Source organism: Paenibacillus silagei, assembly GCF_017874735.1.
Classification (GTDB): Bacteria; Bacillota; Bacilli; order Paenibacillales; family Paenibacillaceae; genus Paenibacillus_AQ; species Paenibacillus_AQ silagei.
The window spans coordinates 53556-76177 of sequence record NZ_JAGGLV010000032.1; the positions used below are offsets into that span (position 1 = coordinate 53556).

Consider the following 22622-nt stretch of genomic DNA (forward strand, 5'->3'; position numbering starts at 1 on the left):
CCGCCTGCAGCTACATTGGTGCCATTATGAATTTGGTGAATTCAATCTGGGTAATCGAACCTTCTGTCAGGTTTTTGTTGATAATGTTCACCAGTTTGCTGCTGAACTGATCTTTGCCGCTGGCCCCATTCAGCTCCTCGGGTTTGGCATCGGCAATCGCTTTGATAATCAGCGGTGTTATTTTAATCGATTTTATCTTTTCGAATTCTTCCTTGGACGCCGCTGAATCTAATTGAAGCGCGATGTCAACTGAAAGGATGTAATCGGGATCGGCGAGATTAGTTTTGATATCCTGGATTTCGGCCGTCATCTTAACAATTTCATCAGCAGTCATCTTCTTCGTCTCCACGTTCTGGACAGCCTTGTTCACTTCATTCCCGTCACTCGGGAAAAATCTGTCCATCAGCAAAAATGCAGCGACTACGATAAGGGTAACGGCCAGCAATATCGTGATGAGCCATGGCAGCATCTTTTTCATGAAAGCTCCTCCATTGACTGGACTTTAATGGTGGCAGCGTGTGTGCCTATGTCCCTGTTATATTCCTTGATCTTGCTAATGACTTCATCGGCCTTCTCAAGCACGATCAGCCTTTTGCCGGTTACCAGCGTAATATACGTGTCCGGTGATTCTTCAACCATTTCAACCAGCAGGGCATTCAGCCACATCCCCGCCCCGTTCAATCTTGTTACCGAAATCATGACAGGCCTCCTAACCTAAATAGGGGGAGGAGATCCTCCCCCACGACTGCAATAACATTTCCGCTGCAGGCAAAACGTTATTATTCAGCAAGTTACATATTACGGTTCAGGCTTAACGCTTCAGATTAACTACTTCCTGCAATACTTCATCGGAAGTGGTGATAATCCGTGAATTCGCCTGGAATCCACGCTGGGTAACAATCATTTCTGTAAACTCGCCGGTCAGATCCACATTGGACATTTCCAGCTGGCCGGTAACGATGGTACCTGTTCCGGCTTCTGGATCATTGGCAGTTGTCGGCTCCAGTGCACCTCCATCATTTGCATTTAAGGTCACCCGGTACAGATTTCCGCCGATTTTCTCAAGCCCCTGCGGATTGCTGACTTTAGCCATGCCAATCTGTACACCAGCCTCAGTAGTGCCGTCTGCCATTGTCTGCACAATCGTTCCGTCACTGGAGATGGAGAATGCCGTAACATCGTCAGCGATCTGAATGGGTCCGCCTCCGGAGTCAACAACATGCAGGCCATCCGATGTAATCAGATTGCGGCCCGCATCCACATGAAAATCTCCGGCACGGGTCAGGAATGGAACCTCCTGATCACCCGAAAGCTTCACCAGAAAGAATCCGTCTCCATCGATTCGCAGATCTGTAGGGTTATTCGTTGTCATCGCACTACCAGCTGTGTGCAAAGTGTCAATGGAACCAATGGATACCCCAAGACCGATTTGCTTGGCATTGACACCGCCTTGTCCCTCTTCTCCGGGTGCTGTAACCCCAGAGACCGTCTGGCTCATAATATCCTTGAACATCACGCGTCCTGACTTGAAGCCGATGGTATTGACATTCGCAATATTGTTACCAATGACATCGAGCTTAGTCTGGAATCCGCGCATACCTGAAACCCCTGAATACATAGATCTTAACATTATTAATCGTCCTCCCGGTTATAGAGTCTTCTGACTCTTAAGAATTGAAAGATGAAGCTGGAGCGGTGGCCGCGTCAGTCGGTCGGCAGCCACGATCGGCTCTCCAGTAAGGACCAGCCGAAGTCAAGATATAATTACCGCACTGTCAATCTGCGTAAATACATTGTCTTTCATTGAATTGCCGTCCATCGCTGTAACCACTGTCCGGTTCTTTACACTTACAATCAATGCCATGTCCTTCATAAGAATCAGAGATTCTTTGCTGCCCTTAGCGGCTGCTTTGTCTACCGCAGAGGAGATCTGATCCAGCTGGCGGCTGCCAAGCTCGATTCCGCGCTGCTCTAGACGCTTCGCTGCATGATTGCTGAACTTCAGCATATTCTTCTGCAGCACACTCTCGAACGACGCTTCAGGACTTGAGGAACCCTTAACAGATTGCTGACGCTGCAAGGCGGAAGGATGTACAGCTGCCGGATATAATTGTCCGATAGTTATTCTGTCACTCATGATGTCTCCCCGCTCTCCCCGCCGCTTGTTTCAGTCTCGCTGGCTGCCGGAGTCTCACTGGCCGCTGGTGTCTCGCTACCGGCTGGAGTCTCGCTGCCCGCTGCAGGTGTAGTGCCGGCGTTCTGAATTTGCGTAATATCCGTCAGAGCAATCCGCTCCTTGCCTACCACTGCATATTGCACACCGCTGCTGACAACAATCGATTCAACATTGCCTGATTTCGGCAATTTCGTCTCGGCATCCGTCCAGGTAATATCCTTCCCGATCAATCCTGACACAGAGCCAAGGGACTGATTCAGTGCTGTAAGCTGGGTGGATATGTTCATAAGCTGCTCTACAGATGAGAACTGAGCCATTTGAGCGATGAATTCCTTATCCTCCATCGGCTGCATCGGGTCCTGGTTCTGCAGCTGGGTAATCAGTATCTTCAAGAACTGATCCTTGCCCAGTGTAGAGGTGCCTGTGGTCTTGGGTGTCTTATCTTTCGCTACATAATTCCACTCGTTGCTGTTAGACACGGGATTCGTTGCCATATCATTTCACCTCGCTTATCCTGTAGATCAAATCTTGGTTGAGAATCCGCCGCTCTGGTTACTGTCCTGCTGAGCTGCTGACACCCAGTCCTTCCATTCTCCATTAAGCTCTGCGGCAAGCACGGCATCTACCGATTCTTCCTGGCGTTCCCGTGAACGTCTGCCTTGCTGCTGTCCGCCCGCGCCTGTCTGCTGACCCTGCCCTCCGGTCCACTGTGACTGAGGGGAGCTGTTGTTCTGCGTAACTTCCAAGCGCTCTACTTGAAGTCCCTGGGACTGCAAGGCCAATCGAAGCTGACTCATCTGCTGCTCAAGCATATCCTTGGTTCCGGCATGCTGGGTCACAAACTGTGCCACCAGATTACCATTTTGCATGGAAATCTTCACATCCACTTGTCCCAGATTCTCCGGGAATAAGGTAATTGTAGCTTCAGCCACTCCGCCCTTCTTGACAATCTCAAGCTTGCCGCTGATGAAGGTGTTCATCTCCTGGGCGAATTGCTGAACCGGCACTGGCGCGGCTCCCGCCTTGAGCGGTGCAGTAATTCCGTGCCGCAGGGATAATTGGCCGGCCGTTACAACCTCCGGCTCCGCGGTCGCTGCTTCGCCAGCGGGCAAAGCCTCCTCGGCTGATTCGGTCTTCTTCATCGAAGCCGCCATTCCTGCAAGAACAGGAGTGGAGCCCTCATCTGCAATTACAGCTTCGGCGGTACCGGCTGCTGCTGCATCCAACATGGAACGAGTGCTGGCTGAAGCCCCCAATAACCTACGGACATCCGTTGCCAAATCTGCTTTGCTATACATTTCCACCTTGGGCTCGCTTCCCGTTGCCTGCTTAAGCGACACCGCTGGAGCATCCACAACTGCTGGAGCCTTGTTAGCCATGGACTTGTGATTAACAGGCGCACTCTCCGCCATAATAGCCGAGAATTGATTCAGAAGCACCGCTCCTTTGGCAGCAGTCTCCTGATCCCCGCTGACAGCTGCCGTCTGAACCTGTTGAAGCAGGCTGTTCAGTTCATCTTGAACGGCAAAGCGCAGGGTTTCAGGGTTCTTGGCAAGCGGCGACAAGCTGATGGATGTATCAGCAGCAGTAGGCGAGGCATCCTGTGAACCTGTAGAGGGATTGCCGGACACAAGAGCAGATACTTGAAGCAGCCAGCCTTGAAGCGCTGCAATCAGCGCCGGATCAGCCGCAAGGCTGGTGTCCAGCTTCTCTATATCCTGCACAAGACCTTCCAGCAGTTTCGTTTGCTTGACATCTACGCTGCCTGCCTCTTCTCCCTTAGCCTGAACAGCACTCAGGAGTCCCTGCAATAATGAAGCCAAATTACCGGCTGCAGGAGTCTCAGTGCCTTTGACAGCGGTAACTCCCACCATGCTCTGCACAAGCGTCTGGGCAAATGGCGTTGCCGGATTAACCGTTCCGGTTGTTCCCTGCGTTGTTCCGCCGGAAGCAGCCAGATTGCCTGCGGTTAAGGTTTGTAGAATAATACTCATCTTTTTCACCTCCCTTCAAAAGTTATTTTCCGCCCATCAGACGGTTGACAATTTTGGCTGTCTGTTTGCTGTCTTTCTTGGTCATCTCCCCCAGAATCGAGGAGCGGACCGAGTCACTGACCGTATTCAGCACCGTGATGACCTTATCCGGACTAAGGCTGTACATGGAGCCAAGCAGCACTGCCGCATCCGCAGCGGGCATGCTGGTGAAAGTCTGGCCTAGCTTCTCCTGATCCAGATTAGCTGAAGGCTTGGGAGTAGTGGTACCCGCCTCCTGCTTCAGCCGGGATTGCAGGGCTGCAATAGCCATATCGGTTGAATTTGTGGTTTCTTTTAGCTTTATGGAGACATCTGCCGCTTTTTTGGCATCCATTTTTTCCAGGATGGCCGATTTTGCCGCATTGCTCATCACACTGAAGATTTGAACCATTTCATCGGTAGTCAAATTCTCCATAATCGGTGCCGCTTTGGAGGCCTTCATGCCGGCGTAGAGTTTGGCCAGATCCGTCACTTTCTTCAGATAAGGATCTTCCTCTTCCTCGGTGGCTGCGGCCGTTTCAGCGGCAGTCTTTAACTCTTCAACCTGCTTTTGAAGCGCTTCGGCCTTGGTGGTCTCCGCCGCCTTGTCTTCCTCAGCCTTCTTCAGCTTCTCCTCCTGGGTGGTAAGCTGTGCTTTGAGTTCTTTGATCGTGCTCGCGGAGCTGGCGGCTTGCTCCTTGCTCTCAGCCGGCGGATTCTCTGCGGCTTCACCTGGCGCTGCCGGGTCCGGCGGCGGATCAGGCACCCATTTCTCTATAACAGGAATTTTGTTGGCAATCGCCAGCACGTTGTTACGGATATCCATATTAAATAGGGTGAGCAGTACCCCAAGCAGTACAAGCGTGAAAATGATTGGAATCATCAAGAACAAAAAACGCTCTAATTTGCCTGCCGACCCTTCATCTTCAAGTTCCATCTGATTATTTGCCACTAGCGGAAACCTCCCGGGTTAGAGGGATTTCATCGCGAAGCGGACGGTAGCCATCTCATCCAGTTCGTTTTGTTCCCGTAAACTCATATTCTGCAGAAATGCGGTTTGTGCTTTGTCTTTGGCCTTAAGCCATACCTTCTCATCCAGAACCTTAGTACTCAGGTGATCCTGCTTATTCTGAACCTCAACATGTGCAAGGCTGATATCGGAATGCTTGCGGGCAATGCATTTGTCGAGATAATCTACGTAATCCTGCATTTCGCGAAGCTTAGCCATCGGTGTCTTCTGCTGTGCTGCACTTTGCAGGGACAACATCAGCGCACTGCGCTGGCCGATTAATTCATCAAGGCTTTTTTCCTGTGCCTGCAGTTCTCCGAGCGCGCTTGAGAGCATCCACTCTGCCTGTGTTTTTTCGTTACCCTTCAAGTCCACCACTTTTTGAAAAGTATAATGGAATCTCATGATCAATCAACTCCTCGAGAACTGTGAAATTAAAGTCTGCTGCACTTCGCTAAGGGTTACCTTTTCGTTCACTTTTTGCTTGGTGAAATCCCAGATGCTGTCAATGTAATGCATCGACTCATCGATTTGCGCGTTAGAGCCCCTCTGGTAGGCTCCGATGTTAATCAGATCCTCGGAATCCTTATACACCGCCATCAGGCGCTTCACATTCTCGGCTGCTGCAATCTGCTCCTCCGGGGCGATATCCTTCATCACCCGGCTGATGCTTGCGAGAACATCGATCGCCGGAAAATGTCCTTTGTTGGCTATATTCCGGTTCAGAACAATATGCCCGTCCAAAATACCGCGTACAGCGTCTGCTATCGGCTCGTTCATATCGTCACCGTCAACCAGTACCGTGTAGAACGCGGTGATTGAGCCTGTAGGCCCCGTTCCGGCCCGTTCCAGCAGCTTAGGCAGACTGGCGAATACAGAAGGTGTATACCCTCTCATCGCCGGAGGCTCGCCGACTGCCAGCCCTACCTCACGCTGCGCCATCGCATAACGTGTTACCGAGTCCATCATCAGCATGACATTCAGACCACGGTCGCGGAAGTACTCGGCAATCGTAGTAGCGATCAGTGCCCCCTTAATCCGGATCAGCGCAGGCTGATCGGAAGTGGCCACAATGACTACCGAACGCTGAAGGCCTTCCGGCCCCAGATCGCGCTCAATGAAATCAAGCACCTCTCTGCCCCGTTCACCGATCAGCGCAATAACATTGACATCTGCCGAGGTGTTGCGGGCAATCATCCCCATCAGGGTACTCTTCCCCACACCCGAGCCGGCAAAAATCCCTACGCGCTGCCCCTTGCCGATCGTCAAAAGTCCATCGATAGCCCGGACTCCAATGCTGATCGGCTCGGCGACCCGCGGGCGATTAAGCGGATTGGACGGAATGTTGAAGGTAGAGCTATGCGGCATTCTGGCCGGTATCAGTGAACCATCCAACGGCTGTCCCAGACCGTCGAGAACCTTCCCGAGCAGCTCCGAGCCGACTTGAACGCTCAGCGGCTTGCCGGTGCCCACCACATCACAGCCAGGCCCGATGGCCTGCAGTTCGCCAAGCGGCATTAACAGCACCTTGTTATCACGAAACCCGACAACCTCTGCCTGAAGCGGCTTACTTCCTTTGGCAGGATAGATATAGCACACATCACCGATGCTGGCGTCAGGCCCTTCCGACTCCACCATCAGCCCGATAACCTGCGTAACCTTGCCATTAATCCTTACCGGATCGAAGTTACGCAGCTGATCTTTGTATCTTCTGCTGTCAAGCATCGTCGTCCCCATTTCTGTGTTCATCCGAGTCCAGAGCGATTCTTAGCAGTTCTTTTTTAATTTCGGCAAGCTGGGTATCGACACGGGCATCGATGCTGCCGAAGGAAGACCGGATTACACACCCCAGATCTCTGACCGTTGAATCCGGCAGAATCTGCAGCTCAGCCTGTGAGTCCACAGCAAGCGAGAGCTCTTCCCGGGCCGCATTCACAAAAGCAAACTGTGCAGGAGAAACACAGAGTGAGATCAGCCCCTGCTCGCGTTTTCGGGCCAGGTTTTTACGGATCAGATCCATCGCAAATTTCGGTTCAACGGTCAGCTGCTTGTCCACGATTTTCTCAGCAATATCGCAGCTTAGCTCTACAAGAAACGGTTCCGCCTCCTGTATAATTACATCTCTCGCCCGGTATGCTTCCTGAAGCACGGTCCGCGCTTCTTCCATCATCTCGGCAAGGCGCTGGGACATCTCCTGCTCTGCTTGAGCCAGACCTTCCTGATACCCCTGCTGATAGCCCTCGGATTTGACGGCTTCGATCAACAGCTCATCCTGTTCCCTCCGCTCGCGCCACCATTCTTCAGCTTCAGTCCGCGCTGATTCCACAATATTCTCCGCTTCCTCGGAGGCGCTGCGGACCTGACTCTCCGCGAACTCCTGAGCATCCTTCAGCATTTGCTTGCGGGACTGCTCCGCTGCCTCCCTGGCGGGGTCCTGGTAGTGGACTTCACCCGGAGGCTCTTCTGGAGCCGGCTCTTCAGTCAGACCTGCATGATGTCTGGCCTGTTCAAGACGCTTCAGCACATCTACCGGAATATATTGAGAATGCTTGATCAGCTTAGACAATAATGTCATCTCCTCCGCCACGGGCGATGATAATTTCACCAGACTCTTCGAGTCTGCGGATCGTGCCTACGATGCGGGTCTGTGCTTCTTCCACATCACGCAGCCGCACAGGTCCCATGTACTCCATTTCCTCGCGGAAGGTCTCGGCCATACGCTTGGACATATTGCGGAAGATCACATCCCGCACTTCCTCGCTGGCCACCTTGAGCGCAAGCTGCAAGTCGGCGTTGTCGATATCCTTGATAATCCGCTGTATCGAGCGGTTGTCGACATTGACGATATCCTCGAAGACGAACATCCGCTTCTTGATTTCCTCGGCCAGCTCCGGGTCCTGAATTTCCAGGGAATCCAGAATGGTCCGCTCTGTACCGCGGTCTACACCGTTCAGAATCTGTACAATCGATTCGATACCGCCTGCATTCGTATAATCCTGGGTGACTGTAGCAGAAAGCTTCTGTTCCAGTACACGCTCGATCTGGGTGACCACCTCTGGAGAGGTGCTGTCCATAATCGCTATTCTTCTGGCTACCTCCGCCTGCTTCTCCTGAGGCAGGGAAGACAGAATGGAGGCCGCCTGTTCAAATTGCAGATAAGAGAGTACAAGTGCAATAGTCTGTACATTCTCGTTCTGGATGAAGTTGAGAATCTGGTTCGGATCTGCCTTGCGGGCAAAATCGAAAGGTCTTACCTGCAGCGTTGCAGTCAGGCGGTTGATGACTTCGAGCGCCTTGGCCGAGCCGAGAGCTTTCTCAAGAATCTCCTTGGCGTAATTGATACCGCCCTGCGAGATATATTCCTGTGCGAGACAGATCTGATGGAATTCGGACATGATCGACTCTTTTTCCCCGCTGTCCACTTTGCGTACATTCGCAATTTCCAGCGTCAGCTGTTCGATTTCCTCATCCCGCAGATGCTTAAATATTTGTGCCGATACTTCAGGCCCTAGTGTGATAAGCAGGATCGCCGCCTTTTGACGGCCGCTGAGTCCCTGCTGGCTAGCTTTTGCCATCTCTTCACCTCTGTTCTTCAGCAAGCCAGGTGCGGAGCAGATTTACGAATTCATCCGGCTTCTTCTTCGCCAGACTTTCCAGCTGCTTACGGACCTGACTTTCATTCGTCACGCTATCCATATTAATTGAAGGGAACTCGGTAGGAACCTGCAGCGGAATATCTTCTTCGACCTCTTCCTCCTGCTTGTTCTTGCGGCTGCGGTAGATCAGATAACCTCCGCCTGCACCGACCAGCAGAGCAGCCGCACCGATGGCCCAGATCATCCAGGTTGCCAGTCCGCCGGATGCGTTCTCGGCAGTAGCACCTCCAAATTGTTGCGAGAATACCGAAACTTTTTTGGTCAGGTCTGCGTCTGTATAAGTGATACCTGAATCTGCCAGGGACGCACGTACAATGTTGACCAGAATGTTCTGTATCGCTCCTGAAGTAGCCTCGTCCAAAGTTGTTTGTCCTGCAGGTGGTTCAACCGCGACATTTATGGTTAAATCTTTTACAGTATATGGACTTGCGATGATATCTTTAGTGATTCTAGTAACTTCATAGTTCCTTGTCTCCGATGATTCCTCAGAAGAAGAAGCACCTGTGTCAGCCCCCGCAGGATAACCTGCAACATCTTCAGATCCTGTACCTGCGACTCCTCCGGAAGTGTTCCCTTGGCCCGAGAATGTTTTGCTGATAATCTGCGAGCTGATCTCAATCCCCTTCATATTCTCAGCATCCACCGGTACTACAACATCTTCCTTTCTGTTCTCCTTATCGAAATTAAGCTTGGAGAACACCAGGACATCAACCTTATCGGGACCTGTGAGGGTACTCAGAAATTGCTTGACATCTTTCTTGACATCGTCTTCGAATTTCTTCTTGAGTGCGAAGTTCTCTTCAACCTGGCTGGAGATTCCCGCCTGGCCGCCCTTGGCCGTCGGTTTCAGCTCCACCTCGTTGTTGGTGATTGTAATGTTGTCGATGGGAAGATTCGGGACAGCGGTCTTCACGAGATTGAAGTAGCCGTCAATATTCTCCTGAGAAGGTCTGAATCCCGGATTGAAGCTCATCACCACGGAAGCCTGCGCTTTCTCCTGATCCTCCTGTGAGGCGAATACCGTCTCCTTCGGCAGGGTAATGAGAACCTTGGCGTCTTTAATCCCCTGCATCCTTCTCATCAGCTGTTCAACTTCACCATTAAGCGCATTGTTGTATTTAACATTGAATTCACTGTCTGTAGTACCGATCATGGACGAGGATTCATTGAATACCTTGTACCCGATCGAGCCTTGCTGAACGATTCCCTGAGAACCAACAGCTATCTTGATACGTGCAGCGTCCGTACTGGGAACGGAGATACTTTTACCATCCGGGCTTAAACGGTAAGACACCCCTGATGTATCCAAATAACTCATAACTCCCGCTGAATCGGTACTGTCCAGGTCCTGAAAAGCAACCTCGTATTCCACCTTCGATAACTGCATGGTCGTAACTACGATTATTATAATGATAATAAACAGAGTGGAGAAAAACATTATCTTCTGTTTACCGCTGAATCTGTTCCAATACTGGGTTATCTTCTCCCGGTACTGGGCCAATCTTTCATTCACAGTGTCACCCCATCCGAAACGTAGCTAGGATTATTTAGATTTGAGTTCTCATAATTTCCTGATAGGCTTCAATCACTTTGTTCCGGACTTGTGTAGTCAGCTGCAAACTCAGCAATGCCTGTTGGGACGAAATCATAGCCTCATCAATGTTGACCTCTCCCAGTACAAATTTGTTACTCATGTCCTTCGCCTGCTGTTCCTGATCTGCTACCTGGTTAAGCGCATTCTCCAGGTATGAACCGAAGCTCTGTCCCGGCTCTTGCACGGCTGAGGATTCTGCAGCTACGGACTTCATAGCCAGCGGCTGAACCGCCTGGTTCCCGATCAATAAATTCTGTATCAATTCTTCTCCTCCTAGACAGTCAATTCATTCTACCGGCCGATTTCAAGCGCCTTCGTCACCATGGATTTGGATGCGTTCAGCATCGTTACATTCGCTTCGTAAGAACGCGAGGCAGACAGCATGTCCACCATCTCCTTGGTCACATCCACATTCGGCATATATACATAACCGTCAGCGTCCGCATCAGGATGGCTCGGATTATACACCGGCTTGAGCGGAGAAGAATCCTCGATAATCGATTTCACCTTGACGCCATCATTGCCGCCGCTCATCTTGGAGCCTAGTATATTCGCGAAGCTGTCAGCCTGGGTAGTTTCCAGAACTGTGAGCTTACGGCGGTAAGGTACGGCTTTGCCGTCCACCACGGAGGCTCTTGTGGTCTCGGCGTTAGCGATATTGGAGGAGATCACATCCATCCGCAGACGCTGGGCGGTTAAAGCTGATGCGCTAATACCAAAGCTGCTGCCAAAGTTCATTATTGATTACCCTCCCTGTACAACTGTACGCATCATTGTGATCTGACTGTTCAGCTGTTCAACATAAGAGTTGTATCTCAGCTGGTTCTCGGCGCTCAGCGCCTGTTCTCGATCCATATCCACATTATTGCCGTTGTTATTCATAGATGTAGTCTCATCGGTACTGACCACAGCGGCCGGCATGCCGGTCACTGTCCCGAAGCGGAAATGACGGGAGTCTGATACTTTCGCACCCAGTGTGGCTTTAAGTCCGCTCTCCTGATCTCTCAGGAAGCTCTCAAAGCTAACATCTGAACGTTTAAAATTTGGTGTATCATTATTTGCTACATTATTAGCCAGAACACTTTGTCGTTTGGTGGCGGCATCTAGGCCTCCTTGTAATCTTTGAAAACTGACACTGTTCAGCAAACCCATAGTAATCCCCCTTCCAAACCTATCATAATGAAAAGAATTCCACAACTTTGTTCAAATCCCTGCTTATTTTCGACAAATAAAGTCATTTTTTTCACAACATATTCGTCTTAAAGTCGAACCATGTCGATGAATGATTCTTATGTCAATCTCACATACATTGATTCTCTTAGAATTTGTATATTATTACAATAAGAAATAAGCCCTATCTTTTCAGAAAAGAGAGGGCTTAAAGCATGTTTTTACAATTATTTTCCTTTTATATTACATTTTCTGCTTTATTATAGAATTTTTTAACTTTTTATGCATGAATTTAGAATCAAATTTGTATAACCATAATTCGAATTACCTATATTGATGATTTTATAGCTCTGCCTTCTCACAGAATATATTGGCTTAAGTCGCGGTCCTGCGCGATTCCTGCCAGTTTTTCGCGAACATACTCCGGAGTGATGACCATTGTATCGAGCGTCAGCTCAGGTGCCTCGAACGATAGATCCTCCAGCAGCTTTTCCAGGATCGTATGAAGACGCCGTGCCCCGATGTTCTCCATATTCTGATTCACGGAGGCCGCGATCTTGGCAATTTCCTGAATAGCTTCCTTCTGGAACTGGATTTCAATGTTCTCCGTCTGCAGCAAATGCACATATTGTTTCGTAAGTGCGTTCTCAGGCTCCGTAAGAATAGATACAAAGTCCTCAAGTGTGAGACTGCTCAGCTCTACACGGATCGGGAAACGCCCCTGAAGCTCAGGGATCAGATCTGAAGGCTTGGCAATGTGAAAAGCGCCTGCGGCGATGAACAGCACGTAGTCTGTCTTCACAGGCCCGTATTTGGTCATGACTGTCGATCCCTCGACGATAGGCAGAATGTCACGCTGCACGCCTTCGCGGGATACATCGGGACCGGAGCCCTTGCCCTGGCTGGCCACCTTGTCGATCTCATCGATGAAAATAATCCCGGATTGCTCTGCGCGGGCTACCGACTCCTGTATCATGTCGTCTGTGTCAATCAGCTTGGCCGCTTCATCCTGAATCAGCACCTTGCGGGCTTCACGGATCGGCAGCTTGCGCTTCTTCGTACGCTTCGGCAGCAGGTTCCCGAACATCTCCTGCATGTTCATGCCCATCTGGTCATTGCCCTGCCCAGCGAACATATCCATCATCGAAGGCGTCGTGTCCTCGACATCAATCTCAATGACGTCATCCTCTAACTGGCCGGCAAGCAGCTTGAACTTGATCCCTCTGCGGCGTTCGCTCAGGCTTCCGTCCTCCGGCTCTTCCTTGGATTCTTCCGCCCCGCCGTTGTTTCCGCCAAAAATCATCTCAAACGGATTGCGCTGCGATTTCCCCTTCGAGGAGGAAGGGACCAGAATTGCCACAATCCGGTCATTCGCCAGCTCTTCTGCGCGGTCCTTCACCTTTTCGGTGCGCTCCAGCTTCACCATACGGATAGAGGTCTCTACCAGATCCCGGACCATCGACTCCACATCACGCCCCACGTAGCCGACTTCCGTAAATTTGGTCGCTTCGACTTTGATAAACGGGGCGTTAACAAGCTTAGCCAGACGCCGGGCGATCTCTGTTTTACCTACACCGGTAGGGCCGATCATCAGGATATTCTTCGGCACAACCTCATCCCGCAGCTCCTCGGACAACAGACTGCGCCGATACCGGTTGCGGAGAGCAACGGCCACTGATTTCTTGGCCTGTTTTTGACCTACGATATATTTGTCAAGCTCTGTTACGATCTGGCGTGGCGTAAGCGATTGATTCACCATTGTGACTTCCTCCCTTTATATATGGCACCTTGCCTATAACTCTTCGACAATAATATTGGAATTGGTATATACACAGATCTCGGAGGCAATTTGCAGCGCTTCTCTGGCAATGTCACCGGCACCCAGATGGGAGGCATGGCGCTTGAGCGCCCGCCCGGAAGCCAGCGCAAAGTTACCGCCGGAGCCGATCGCCAGTACATCATCATCCGGCTCGATAATTTCACCATTGCCGGAGATCAGCAGCATGCCTTCCTTATCCATTACGATCATGAGCGCTTCCAGCTTGCGCAGAATGCGGTCCTGGCGCCAATCCTTGGCCAGCTCCACCGCTGCCCGCTGCAGATTGCCGTGGTGCTCCTCAAGCTTCCCCTCGAACTTCTCGAACAGCGTAATCGCATCAGCTACAGAGCCTGCAAACCCGGCAATGACCTGACCTCTGTACAGGCGGCGGACCTTCTTGGCCGTCGTCTTCATAATGACACTCTCTCCGAATGTAACCTGGCCGTCACCGGCAATCGCCGCATGGCCGTTATGTCTTACCGCACAAATCGTAGTTGCATGAAAGCTGGGTAACATGATGAGCACCCTCCTCAGATTAGGTAATACAGGACTGAACCTATTGTGCCGGTTGTGCAGGACTATCCGCTTCTGCCGGCTCAGCATCCACCGGCTCCGGCTCAACATACTTCAATTCATGGGCTGCAGCATAAGCAGCAAGGCTGTCAAGCGCCCGGTAAGCCAGACGTTCGTTCTTTTCTTTTTTGCTGCGGAACCGTGTCTCAAGCTTCGGCAGCAGGCCAAAGTTGGCATTCATCGGCTGGAAGTGTTCAGGATCTGCCGAAGTAATATAGGCGGGCATGCTGCCCAGCACCGTGTCCTCGGGAAAGATCAGGCTCTCTTCGCCAAGCGCTGCTCTCGCTGCATTCATACCGGCGATCATACCGGAAGCCGCAGATTCTACATACCCTTCCACCCCGGTCATCTGGCCGGCAAAATACAGTCTCTCCCGGCCCTTCATCTGGTAAGTGGGCTGCAGCAGCTTAGGGGAATTAATAAAGGTATTGCGATGCATGACCCCATATCGCACATATTCCGCCTGCTCCAGGCCAGGAATGAGTGAGAATACCCGTTTTTGCTCGCCCCACTTCAGATGGGTCTGGAAGCCGACCAGATTATACAGCGTACCGGCAGCATTGTCCTGGCGCAGTTGCACAACCGCGTAAGGGAGCTTGCCCGTGTGAGGATTGAGCAGTCCTACAGGCTTCATAGGGCCGAACAATGCCGTCTGCTTGCCGCGTCTCATCATAATTTCAATCGGCATACAGCCTTCAAAGTAAATCTCTTTCTCAAAATCTTTGAGTGCAGCCGTCTCAGCCGAGATCAGCGCATCATAAAAAATATCGAATTCCTCTTCCGTCATCGGACAGTTCAGATAGGCGGCTTCGCCTTTATCATAGCGGGAGGCCAGATAGACCTTGCTCATATCGATGCTGTCTTTCTCTACAATCGGAGCCGCTGCATCATAGAAATAAAAATACTCTTCGCCAAGCAGTCCCTTGATCTCCGAGGACAGGGAGGGTGAAGTCAGCGGCCCGGTGGCAATAACAACAATCCCTTCCTCCGGTATATGCGTAAGTTCTTCGTTTATGACTTCCACCAAAGGGTGGTTATGCAGCATGGACGTGATTTCACCGGAGAATCCGTCCCGATCAACAGCAAGAGCGCCTCCCGCCGGAACGGCATGCCTGTCGGCTGCACCCAGTACCAGAGAGCCCAGACGCCGCATTTCTTCTTTAAGTACACCCACTGCATTTCCGAGGCCATTCGCCCGCAGTGAGTTGCTGCAGACCAGCTCGGCGAACTGATCTGTATGATGCGCCGGTGTCTTCACGACCGGACGCATCTCATACAATCTGACCGGAACTCCGCGCGAAGCGATCTGCCAGGCGGCTTCACTTCCGGCCAGACCTGCTCCGATAACGGTTACTTGTGCTTTTTCTGTCAATTTCCGTTCCTCCTGTAACCCTATTATTCTGCTAACTCGTCGCTCTCGATTACAGCCTCTGTATGATCGCATGAGGTGCACTGCAGCTTGGTTCCCTGCTTGTTGCGCTTCTCGATCATCCAGGAGCCGCAAGCCGGACACGGCTTCACTGACGGCTTATCCCAGGAGACAAAGTCACAGCCCGGATATTGGTCGCAGCCGTAGAAGACACGCCCCTTCTTGCTGCGCCGCTCCACTACCTTGCCTTCATGGCATTTCGGACAGCTTACACCGATATCCTTAATGATCGGCTTGGTGTTGCGGCATTCCGGAAATCCGGAGCAGGCCAGGAATTTGCCGAACCGGCCCAGCTTATAGACCATCGGCTTGCCGCATTTCTCACACAGCTCATCGGAGACCTCATCTTCAATCTCGATTTCCTTCATTTCTTCTTCCGCATATAGGAGTCTTTTCTCAAAGGATTCATAGAACTCGGCCAGTACCTTCACCCAATCCTCCGCGCCTTCCTCCACATGGTCAAGGTCCCCTTCCATATGGGCGGTGAATTCCACATTGAGAATTTCCGGGAAGAACTCTTCCATTTGCTCTATGATTAGCTCTCCAAGCTCAGTCGGCATGAACTTCTTCTCTTCAATCGCCACATACCCGCGCTTCTGGATCGTCTCCAGGGTCGGCGCATACGTACTTGGACGGCCTATGCCCAATTCCTCAAGCGTCTTGACGAGACGGGCTTCTGTATATCTTGGCGGCGGCTGGGTGAAATGCTGCTTCGGCTCAATCTCTCGCTTCACCAGCTCATCGCCCGCCTTAAGCGGCGGCAGGAACTTCTCTTCGTCTGTTGTGCCGTCATCATTGCCTTCCACATACACCTTCATGAAGCCCGGGAACGAGACCTTAGACCCTACCGCTCTGAATATCGCTGTACCGGCTGTAATATCTACCGACAACGTATCCAGCAGCGCGGAAGACATCTGACTGGACACAAAGCGCTCCCATACGAGCTTATACAGCCGGAATTGATCACGGCTCATGAATTCCTTGACCGTATCCGGCTCACGCAGCGCAGAGGTCGGACGGATCGCTTCATGCGCATCCTGGGCGCCCGCAGCCTTCTTGGAATATTGACGCGGCGTCTCGGGAATGAACTTCTCACCGTATTTGGATTGGATCAGCTCCTTGGCTTCATCCTGTGCGGTAGTGGATATACGCGTGGAGTCTGTACGCATATAAGTGATTAAACCGACAGTGCCTTCCTTGCCCAGCTCCACTCCCTCATAGAGCTGCTGTGCAACAGACATCGTCTTGGAGGCGCGGAAGCCCAGCTTACGGGCAGCCTCCTGCTGCAGTGAGCTAGTCGTGAACGGAGCGGATGGATGCCGCTGTCTCTCCTTCTCTTTCACTTCTTTGACCTGGAAGGCCGCGTTCTTAATCGCTTCCAGCACTTCCTGCACATCGCTCTCTTGACCCAGTTCCTTCTTCTCGCCGTTCAGCCGGTGGAACTTGGCTTCGAATTCAGAATCCCGAATCGCCAGCCGGGCAGTAATGCTCCAGTATTCTGTAGGAATGAATTCAGAAATTTCATTCTCCCGGTCCATAACAATCTTGACCGCTACCGATTGTACCCGTCCGGCGGAGAGGCCTTTTTTGACTTTCTTCCATAATAGTGGGCTAATCTTGTAACCGACAAGCCGGTCCAGAATCCGCCGCGCCTGCTGGGCGTTCACCAGATCCATATTAATTTTGCGCGGTGTCTTGAAGGCATCCTTTACCGCCTGCTTGGTAATTTCATTGAAGACCACGCGGCATTCCTGTGTATTATCCAAATTCAGCGCATTTGCCAAATGCCAGGCAATAGCTTCCCCTTCGCGGTCCGGGTCAGCTGCGAGATAGACTTTTTTCACTTTTTTGCTGGCATCCTTAAGTTCCTTCAAGATAGAGCCCTTGCCGCGGATCGTTATATATTTGGGATTGAACTGATTCTCCACATCCACACCGATCTGACTTTTTGGCAAATCTATGATATGCCCCATTGATGCCTTAACAATATATTTGCTGCCCAGATATTTACCAATCGTTTTTGCTTTTGATGGTGATTCTACAATAACCAACGCATCTGCCATAGGTTTTCCTCCCAAAAGTTCGTAAGCAGATCACCTCCTGAACCAGTCCTAGGACCCGGCTGCACCAGGAAGTCTATGCTTACCACAGTTACTTCTATATTAAATTACCTTATAAATTGCACCCGGTAATTGTGTTACCGCTTTTTTTATGATTAAAGATAACAGAACTGAATGCAAATGTCCAAAATCCCACCTCGTTGACACCAGCAGCTCATCGAGTGTAAACGGGCCTTGATGCAGTATATGGTAAAGGTGCAGCTCCTCACTTGTCAATTTCTTTTCCATCAGATCGGCTGGACTCTCCCGCTCTACAGCGCCTGCTGAAGCTGATGCAGCCCCCTTGGAAGGCAGGCTGGAGACGTATTCTTCCACAATATCTGAGGCGCAGGTTACCAGCTTCGCACCTTGCTTAATCAGCTCCAGTGCCCCTCTGCTCTTGGGAGAGGTCAGCGGCCCCGGCACGGCAAACACATCCCGGCCTGCTTCAAGCGCAGCATCGGCGGTGATCAGGGACCCGCTGCGGCTGTCTGCCTCCACCACCAGTGTTCCCAGCGACAAGCCAGCGATAATCCGGTTGCGCTGCGGGAATAATCCGGGATGACTCGGAGTTCCGATAGGATATTCGCTAAGAACCAGCCCTTCCCGCGAAATCTGCCGCTCCAGCTCACGGTTATCCGGAGGATAGACTTTGTCCAAGCCGGTTGCCACCACCGCAATGGTCCCTCCTGCTCCGCCTAACGCCGCTTCATGACAGACACTGTCAATCCCCCTCGCCAGGCCGCTTACAACCGTGAGACCGGCTGCACTTAGCTGTCCCGCCAGCATCTCCCCCACCCTGCGCCCATAAGCGGTAGGCACCCGGGTCCCCACCATAGCAACAGAGGGACAGGAAGCCAGCTCCAGACGGCCACGATAGTACAATACCCAAGGCGGCTGAGGGGTTTCCCTTAGCTGTACTGGGTAGTGATCATCCAGAATAGTGACCATCGCTACACCGCTTTCTTCCATTAAAGAGCGGCGCTTCAGCACCCATGCTTCATTGAAGTCTGCCGCCAGCCGGGCGGATATTACACCGCTGATTCCAGCCCGTTCCCACTCCTCGGCAGAACAGGAGAAGACAGCATTCGTCAAAAGACCTGCCCGGCGGATCTTGTCGATACTTTTCCAGCCAATCCCTTCCATCTCATGCAGACCGAACAACAGCTCCTGAATTTCCATATGTATTCTCTCCCCGTGCGGAAGGGCCAGCCTTCCTTATTGTCTTAAATCGAATTGACTTAAACCAAATTGACTTAAACCAAAAAAAGCAACCTTTCATCCGCGTAATCCGGGACAAAAGGTTGCTTACCTTCAATATTCATTATACCTGCTTCGGCAGGAAAAGCTGTGACAAAACAACCCCACAAAGTGGAGATTTAGCTTCGATGATAACTCAGGTACTTTGGGGGACCCCAAAACATTTCGAACTAGCGTAAGAAGCGCCCTAGTGGGTGGTGAAGGCATTCAGGATGCCGCGTTCCTCAAGCACACTGACGAGGGTAGAGCCCATTTCAGCAGGCGTTGGCGCTACCTTAATGCCGCAGGACTCCAGCACAGCGATCTTCTCGCTCGCCGTCCCTTTACCGCCTGAAATAATTGCCCCGGCGTGACCCATCCGTTTGCCCGGAGGTGCCGTAACCCCGCCGATGAAGCCGACTACCGGCTTGGTCATGTTCTCTTTGATCCACAACGCAGCTTCTTCCTCTGCCGTCCCGCCGATCTCACCGATCATAATGACAGCCTTGGTGCCCGGATCTTCATTGAAAAGCTTCAGGATGTCGATGAACTCCGAGCCCTTCACCGGGTCGCCCCCGATGCCCACCGCTGAGGATTGGCCGATTCCGCGCTCCGTCAGCTGATGCACAGCCTCATAGGTCAAGGTCCCGCTCCGGGAGACTACACCGACATATCCCGGCTTATGAATATAACCCGGCATAATGCCGATTTTGCATTCTCCAGGCGTGATGACACCCGGACAGTTGGGACCGATCAGCACTGTGGAGCGGCCCTCCATGTATCTGGACACTTTGACCATATCCAGCACCGGAATGCCTTCTGTGATACAAATGACCAGGTCCATCTCCGCATCCACCGCTTCCATAATCGAATCTGCGGCAAAAGCAGGCGGAACGTAAATGACACTTGCAGTTGCACCAGTGGCTGCTTTGGCGGCAACAACCGTGTCGAAGACAGGCAGACTCTTCTCGGTACCGTTGTCCAGGGTAATCTGAACCGTAGTGCCCCCCTTGCCCGGTGTTACACCGCCAACCATCTGAGTACCGTAGTCCAGCGCGCCTTTTGTATGAAATAAACCCGTAGCACCGGTAATTCCCTGGGTAATGACTTTCGTATTTTTATCTACAAGAATGCTCATGCGATAGGTCACATCCTCACTTTTATTGTCGAATATTACACAAGAGCAACGATTTTGCGGGCACCGTCCGCCATGGAATCAGCAGCAACGATATTCAGTCCGGAGCCGGCAAGAATCTCCTTGCCCAGTGCCACATTCGTGCCCTCAAGACGTACGACCAGCGGCTTGGTTAAGCCAAGCTGTCTTGCCGCTTCGACTACACCGGTAGCGATGACATCACAACGCATAATGCCGCCAAAAATATTAACAAAGATACCGTTCACCTTGTCATCGGACAGGATGATTTTGAAAGCTTCCGTTACCTTCTCAGTCGTCGCACCGCCCCCTACATCGAGGAAGTTGGCCGGTTCGCCGCCATAATATTTAATGATATCCATAGTCGCCATCGCCAGGCCCGCCCCGTTCACCATACAGCCGATGTTGCCGTCAAGTGCGATGTAGCTGAGGTCGAATTTGGACGCTTCGATTTCTTTGGCATCCTCTTCGTCCAGATCACGCAGCTCCAGGATATCCTTGTGGCGGAACAGGCTGTTGGAATCGAAGTTAAGCTTGGCATCAAGCGCCATCACATTACCGTCTGCAGTAACGACCAGCGGGTTGATCTCTGCAATTGAGCAATCTTTATCCACAAAAGCCAGATATAGCGCTTGCATGAACTTGACCGCTTTGTTCACCAATTCGGGAGGAATGGCAATGCTGTAAGCCAGTTTACGCGCCTGGAAGGTCTGAAGCCCAACCGCCGGATCAACGATTTCCTTAAAAATCTTCTCGGGATGTGTAGCTGCCACCTCTTCAATCTCCGTACCGCCCTCCTCGGATGCCATCATGACGACCCGTCCGGAAGCGCGGTCCACAACCAGACCGATATAATATTCTTTGACAATCTGACAGCCCTCTTCAATCAGCAGCCGCTTCACTACCTTGCCTTCGGGTCCCGTCTGATGGGTCACCAGTGTCTTGCCGAGGATCTCGGACGCATACGCGCGAACCTCATCACTGTTCTTCGCCACCTTGACGCCACCGGCTTTGCCGCGTCCGCCAGCATGAATCTGCGCTTTGACTACAACCACAGGTGTACCCAGCGCTGCGGCAGCTTCTACGGCTTCGTCCACTGTATAAGCAACTTTTCCGTTCGGTACGGCTACGCCATACTTCTTAAGTACTTCTTTTCCCTGATACTCGTGGATATTCATTCCGGAAGCCTCCTAAAGTGTTGCGGTGACCTGTGCAGGTAGCCTGCGGTCATTCCGCATTCCGTTTTGATTGTCCAAAGCCGGGGCCAGACCGGTTGTTAACCGGCAATATCCCGGTACAAGCAGAGAACCTGCGCCTGATCTATATAGCTGCACACGATACAGTTCTCTGCAAGTAGCATATAGAACCTATCACAATAGTGATATCTATAATTACCTATATGCCAGAATGTGAAACCCAGAATATTGTAACATGTTTTATAAGCGCTTTCCTTAAAAACTTTCACTATTTATACATACATATTCGCTCGGTTTCATGCCGGAATGCGAACGATTGCATTGACATCCATGCTTAAACGGCTTTACCGCCCTTATTCAGGACGGTGAAACCTATACTCTTATATGGGAGCGAGACTACGATTTCGAATTGCTAACGTTAGCTTCATGCACCCGGTTCAGGAGATTTTTGAACTGCCCCAGCAAATCTATGAACTCTACCGGAGAGAGCATCGTGCCTTCTGCCATTTTGCCGGGAATGCCCATAGCATCATGCCGCAGCGCCAAGCCTTGGGGTGTTAATGAAATCAGCACCTTCCGCTCATCCTGCAAAGAACGTTCACGCAAAATTAGTCCTGCAGCCTGCAGCCGCTTAAGCAGCGGAGTCAGCGTGCCTGAATCGAGGAACAAAGCTTCACCCAGCTCCTTGACTGTACATTGCTGTCTCTCCCACAGGACGAGCATAACCAGATACTGCGAATACGTTAGTCCGATCTTATCCAGATGAGGCTGGTATAGCTTCGTAAATTCACGCGAACAGGCATAAATCGTAAAGCAGAGCTGGTTCTCCAGCATAAGCTCAGGGGTTGTAGTGGATTCTTTTTGCATTTCTTCTTCACCTGCCTTTGTGACATTAGTTTATCACAATTCATCCACAATATCATGTTAATAGCGGAAAATAGATTGACTTTTATTTTAATTGTGTTAAATTTAGTTGTGTACAATACAATTTGAAAACGAACGGGAGCGATTTAATATGATGACCATCCAACAGAAAATGTACGAAACAACCGTAAAAGCCGTAGGCGGCAGACAGGGTTCTATCGAATCCGACAGCCCTAAGTTGAATCTTGCGATCAGCACACCACGCGAAATGGGCGGCGCCGGCGGTGAAGGCACGAACCCTGAGCAGCTGTTCGCAGCCGGATATTCCGCTTGCTTCGACAGCGCTCTGAATATGGTTGCACGTATGGGCAAGGTAAAGATCGAAGGCTCTGAAGTAACGGCTACTGTCAGCTTCGGCAAAGTGGAAGACGGCGGCTTCGGCATTGCCGTGAAGATGGATGTTCTGGTCAAGGGTGTTGACCGTGAGACCGCTGAACGGCTGGTAGAAGAAGCTCATGGCGCATGTCCTTACTCCCGCGCTACCCGTGGTAACATCGAAGTTGAATTGAACGTGCTGTAAGAATAGCTTCACAAGTGGAAACGGCATTGCCGTCCTTTTAAAGGACGATACCG

General features: G+C 51.4%; 24 protein-coding genes. 1 reads left to right on the forward strand and 23 read right to left on the reverse strand.

The genetic code is table 11. The annotated features are described in order from the left end of the window. Positions 1-10: 10 nt before the first annotated feature. From J2Z70_RS30090 to J2Z70_RS30200, 23 genes are all read right to left on the reverse strand, one after another. Positions 11-478 (reverse strand): flagellar basal body-associated FliL family protein, encoded by a 468-nt coding sequence (locus tag J2Z70_RS30090; RefSeq protein ID WP_036724673.1) that lies wholly within the window; start codon positions 476-478, stop codon positions 11-13. Then, positions 475-699, reverse strand: coding sequence for a flagellar FlbD family protein (locus J2Z70_RS30095; protein WP_036724671.1), 225 nt, complete (start codon positions 697-699; stop codon positions 475-477). Before J2Z70_RS30095 ends, J2Z70_RS30090 begins: the two co-directional genes overlap by 4 nt. Before the next feature lie 112 nt (positions 700-811). Continuing rightward, on the reverse strand, positions 812-1630 hold the full coding sequence (gene flgG, locus J2Z70_RS30100) for a flagellar basal body rod protein FlgG (protein ID WP_036724668.1): 819 nt from the start codon (positions 1628-1630) through the stop codon (positions 812-814). Between the two features lie 123 nt (positions 1631-1753). Then, entirely contained in the window at positions 1754-2137 is a 384-nt protein-coding gene (locus J2Z70_RS30105; protein ID WP_076158282.1) for a TIGR02530 family flagellar biosynthesis protein, read from the reverse strand. After that, positions 2134-2670: a flagellar hook assembly protein FlgD gene (flgD, locus tag J2Z70_RS30110; protein WP_036724663.1), complete on the reverse strand. Its 537-nt coding sequence runs from the start codon at positions 2668-2670 to the stop codon at positions 2134-2136. The genes J2Z70_RS30105 and flgD overlap by 4 nt, the downstream gene beginning before the upstream one ends. Positions 2671-2697: 27 nt before the next feature. Continuing rightward, positions 2698-4170, reverse strand: a complete 1473-nt coding sequence (locus J2Z70_RS30115; protein WP_209879054.1) for a flagellar hook-length control protein FliK — start codon at positions 4168-4170, stop codon at positions 2698-2700. Positions 4171-4192: 22 nt separating this feature from the next. After that, the gene (locus J2Z70_RS30120; RefSeq protein ID WP_342593070.1) at positions 4193-5140 is read right to left on the reverse strand and encodes a MotE family protein; all 948 of its coding nucleotides are present in this window, start codon (positions 5138-5140) and stop codon (positions 4193-4195) included. Positions 5141-5158: 18 nt separating this feature from the next. Further along, complete coding sequence (gene fliJ, locus J2Z70_RS30125; protein WP_076078609.1) at positions 5159-5602, reverse strand: flagellar export protein FliJ; 444 nt, start codon at positions 5600-5602, stop codon at positions 5159-5161. A 6-nt stretch (positions 5603-5608) separates the two neighbouring features. Beyond that, entirely contained in the window at positions 5609-6922 is a 1314-nt protein-coding gene (fliI, locus tag J2Z70_RS30130; RefSeq protein WP_036692488.1) for a flagellar protein export ATPase FliI, read from the reverse strand. Continuing rightward, complete coding sequence (locus J2Z70_RS30135; RefSeq protein WP_209879067.1) at positions 6915-7763, reverse strand: FliH/SctL family protein; 849 nt, start codon at positions 7761-7763, stop codon at positions 6915-6917. Before J2Z70_RS30135 ends, fliI begins: the two co-directional genes overlap by 8 nt. Then, positions 7756-8772: a flagellar motor switch protein FliG gene (gene fliG / locus J2Z70_RS30140; protein ID WP_036692485.1), complete on the reverse strand. Its 1017-nt coding sequence runs from the start codon at positions 8770-8772 to the stop codon at positions 7756-7758. The genes J2Z70_RS30135 and fliG overlap by 8 nt, the downstream gene beginning before the upstream one ends. Positions 8773-8776: 4 nt before the next feature. Next, the gene (gene fliF / locus J2Z70_RS30145; RefSeq protein WP_036724657.1) at positions 8777-10366 is read right to left on the reverse strand and encodes a flagellar basal-body MS-ring/collar protein FliF; all 1590 of its coding nucleotides are present in this window, start codon (positions 10364-10366) and stop codon (positions 8777-8779) included. Between the two features lie 34 nt (positions 10367-10400). Next, on the reverse strand, positions 10401-10709 hold the full coding sequence (fliE, locus tag J2Z70_RS30150; RefSeq protein WP_036724654.1) for a flagellar hook-basal body complex protein FliE: 309 nt from the start codon (positions 10707-10709) through the stop codon (positions 10401-10403). A gap of 29 nt (positions 10710-10738) precedes the next feature. Continuing rightward, positions 10739-11185 (reverse strand): flagellar basal body rod protein FlgC, encoded by a 447-nt coding sequence (gene flgC, locus J2Z70_RS30155; RefSeq protein ID WP_036692480.1) that lies wholly within the window; start codon positions 11183-11185, stop codon positions 10739-10741. A 6-nt stretch (positions 11186-11191) separates the two neighbouring features. Next, positions 11192-11599, reverse strand: coding sequence for a flagellar basal body rod protein FlgB (gene flgB / locus J2Z70_RS30160; RefSeq protein WP_036724652.1), 408 nt, complete (start codon positions 11597-11599; stop codon positions 11192-11194). A 376-nt stretch (positions 11600-11975) separates the two neighbouring features. Next, entirely contained in the window at positions 11976-13376 is a 1401-nt protein-coding gene (hslU, locus tag J2Z70_RS30165) for an ATP-dependent protease ATPase subunit HslU (protein ID WP_036724651.1), read from the reverse strand. A 33-nt stretch (positions 13377-13409) separates the two neighbouring features. Continuing rightward, on the reverse strand, positions 13410-13952 hold the full coding sequence (gene hslV / locus J2Z70_RS30170) for an ATP-dependent protease subunit HslV (protein ID WP_036724650.1): 543 nt from the start codon (positions 13950-13952) through the stop codon (positions 13410-13412). Positions 13953-13992: 40 nt separating this feature from the next. Further along, a complete protein-coding gene (gene trmFO / locus J2Z70_RS30175; RefSeq protein ID WP_209879056.1) occupies positions 13993-15381 on the reverse strand; it encodes an FADH(2)-oxidizing methylenetetrahydrofolate--tRNA-(uracil(54)-C(5))-methyltransferase TrmFO in 1389 nt (462 codons plus the stop codon). 23 nt (positions 15382-15404) lie between these two features. Next, the gene (topA, locus tag J2Z70_RS30180) at positions 15405-17501 is read right to left on the reverse strand and encodes a type I DNA topoisomerase (protein ID WP_036724648.1); all 2097 of its coding nucleotides are present in this window, start codon (positions 17499-17501) and stop codon (positions 15405-15407) included. Positions 17502-17600: 99 nt separating this feature from the next. Further along, a complete protein-coding gene (gene dprA, locus J2Z70_RS30185) occupies positions 17601-18719 on the reverse strand; it encodes a DNA-processing protein DprA (RefSeq protein WP_209879058.1) in 1119 nt (372 codons plus the stop codon). 265 nt (positions 18720-18984) lie between these two features. Beyond that, positions 18985-19914 carry a succinate--CoA ligase subunit alpha gene (gene sucD, locus J2Z70_RS30190; protein ID WP_036692470.1) on the reverse strand — a complete coding sequence of 310 codons (930 nt, stop codon included), beginning with the start codon at positions 19912-19914 and terminating at the stop codon, positions 18985-18987. A 35-nt stretch (positions 19915-19949) separates the two neighbouring features. Then, the gene (gene sucC / locus J2Z70_RS30195) at positions 19950-21107 is read right to left on the reverse strand and encodes an ADP-forming succinate--CoA ligase subunit beta (RefSeq protein ID WP_036724647.1); all 1158 of its coding nucleotides are present in this window, start codon (positions 21105-21107) and stop codon (positions 19950-19952) included. 414 nt (positions 21108-21521) lie between these two features. Next, positions 21522-21992: a MarR family winged helix-turn-helix transcriptional regulator gene (locus tag J2Z70_RS30200; protein ID WP_209879061.1), complete on the reverse strand. Its 471-nt coding sequence runs from the start codon at positions 21990-21992 to the stop codon at positions 21522-21524. Between the two features lie 148 nt (positions 21993-22140). Between J2Z70_RS30200 and J2Z70_RS30205 the strand changes: the two genes are divergently transcribed. Further along, positions 22141-22569, forward strand: coding sequence for an organic hydroperoxide resistance protein (locus tag J2Z70_RS30205; RefSeq protein WP_209879063.1), 429 nt, complete (start codon positions 22141-22143; stop codon positions 22567-22569). The last annotated feature ends 53 nt before the right edge of the window (positions 22570-22622 follow it).

What these genes read in the sequence shown, in the direction of transcription:
- J2Z70_RS30090 (WP_036724673.1), bottom strand. Translation starts at nt 478, where the DNA reads ATGAAAAAGATGCTGCCATGGCTCATCACGATATTGCTGGCCGTTACC.
- J2Z70_RS30095 (WP_036724671.1), bottom strand. Translation starts at nt 699, where the DNA reads ATGATTTCGGTAACAAGATTGAACGGGGCGGGGATGTGGCTGAATGCC.
- flgG (WP_036724668.1), bottom strand. Translation starts at nt 1,630, where the DNA reads ATGTTAAGATCTATGTATTCAGGGGTTTCAGGTATGCGCGGATTCCAG.
- J2Z70_RS30105 (WP_076158282.1), bottom strand. Translation starts at nt 2,137, where the DNA reads ATGAGTGACAGAATAACTATCGGACAATTATATCCGGCAGCTGTACAT.
- flgD (WP_036724663.1), bottom strand. Translation starts at nt 2,670, where the DNA reads ATGGCAACGAATCCCGTGTCTAACAGCAACGAGTGGAATTATGTAGCG.
- J2Z70_RS30115 (WP_209879054.1), bottom strand. Translation starts at nt 4,170, where the DNA reads ATGAGTATTATTCTACAAACCTTAACCGCAGGCAATCTGGCTGCTTCC.
- fliJ (WP_076078609.1), bottom strand. Translation starts at nt 5,602, where the DNA reads ATGAGATTCCATTATACTTTTCAAAAAGTGGTGGACTTGAAGGGTAAC.
- fliI (WP_036692488.1), bottom strand. Translation starts at nt 6,922, where the DNA reads ATGCTTGACAGCAGAAGATACAAAGATCAGCTGCGTAACTTCGATCCG.
- fliG (WP_036692485.1), bottom strand. Translation starts at nt 8,772, where the DNA reads ATGGCAAAAGCTAGCCAGCAGGGACTCAGCGGCCGTCAAAAGGCGGCG.
- flgC (WP_036692480.1), bottom strand. Translation starts at nt 11,185, where the DNA reads ATGAACTTTGGCAGCAGCTTTGGTATTAGCGCATCAGCTTTAACCGCC.
- flgB (WP_036724652.1), bottom strand. Translation starts at nt 11,599, where the DNA reads ATGGGTTTGCTGAACAGTGTCAGTTTTCAAAGATTACAAGGAGGCCTA.
- hslU (WP_036724651.1), bottom strand. Translation starts at nt 13,376, where the DNA reads ATGGTGAATCAATCGCTTACGCCACGCCAGATCGTAACAGAGCTTGAC.
- hslV (WP_036724650.1), bottom strand. Translation starts at nt 13,952, where the DNA reads ATGTTACCCAGCTTTCATGCAACTACGATTTGTGCGGTAAGACATAAC.
- topA (WP_036724648.1), bottom strand. Translation starts at nt 17,501, where the DNA reads ATGGCAGATGCGTTGGTTATTGTAGAATCACCATCAAAAGCAAAAACG.
- dprA (WP_209879058.1), bottom strand. Translation starts at nt 18,719, where the DNA reads ATGGAAATTCAGGAGCTGTTGTTCGGTCTGCATGAGATGGAAGGGATT.
- sucD (WP_036692470.1), bottom strand. Translation starts at nt 19,914, where the DNA reads ATGAGCATTCTTGTAGATAAAAATACGAAAGTCATTACCCAGGGAATT.
- sucC (WP_036724647.1), bottom strand. Translation starts at nt 21,107, where the DNA reads ATGAATATCCACGAGTATCAGGGAAAAGAAGTACTTAAGAAGTATGGC.
- J2Z70_RS30200 (WP_209879061.1), bottom strand. Translation starts at nt 21,992, where the DNA reads ATGCAAAAAGAATCCACTACAACCCCTGAGCTTATGCTGGAGAACCAG.
- J2Z70_RS30205 (WP_209879063.1), top strand. Translation starts at nt 22,141, where the DNA reads ATGATGACCATCCAACAGAAAATGTACGAAACAACCGTAAAAGCCGTA.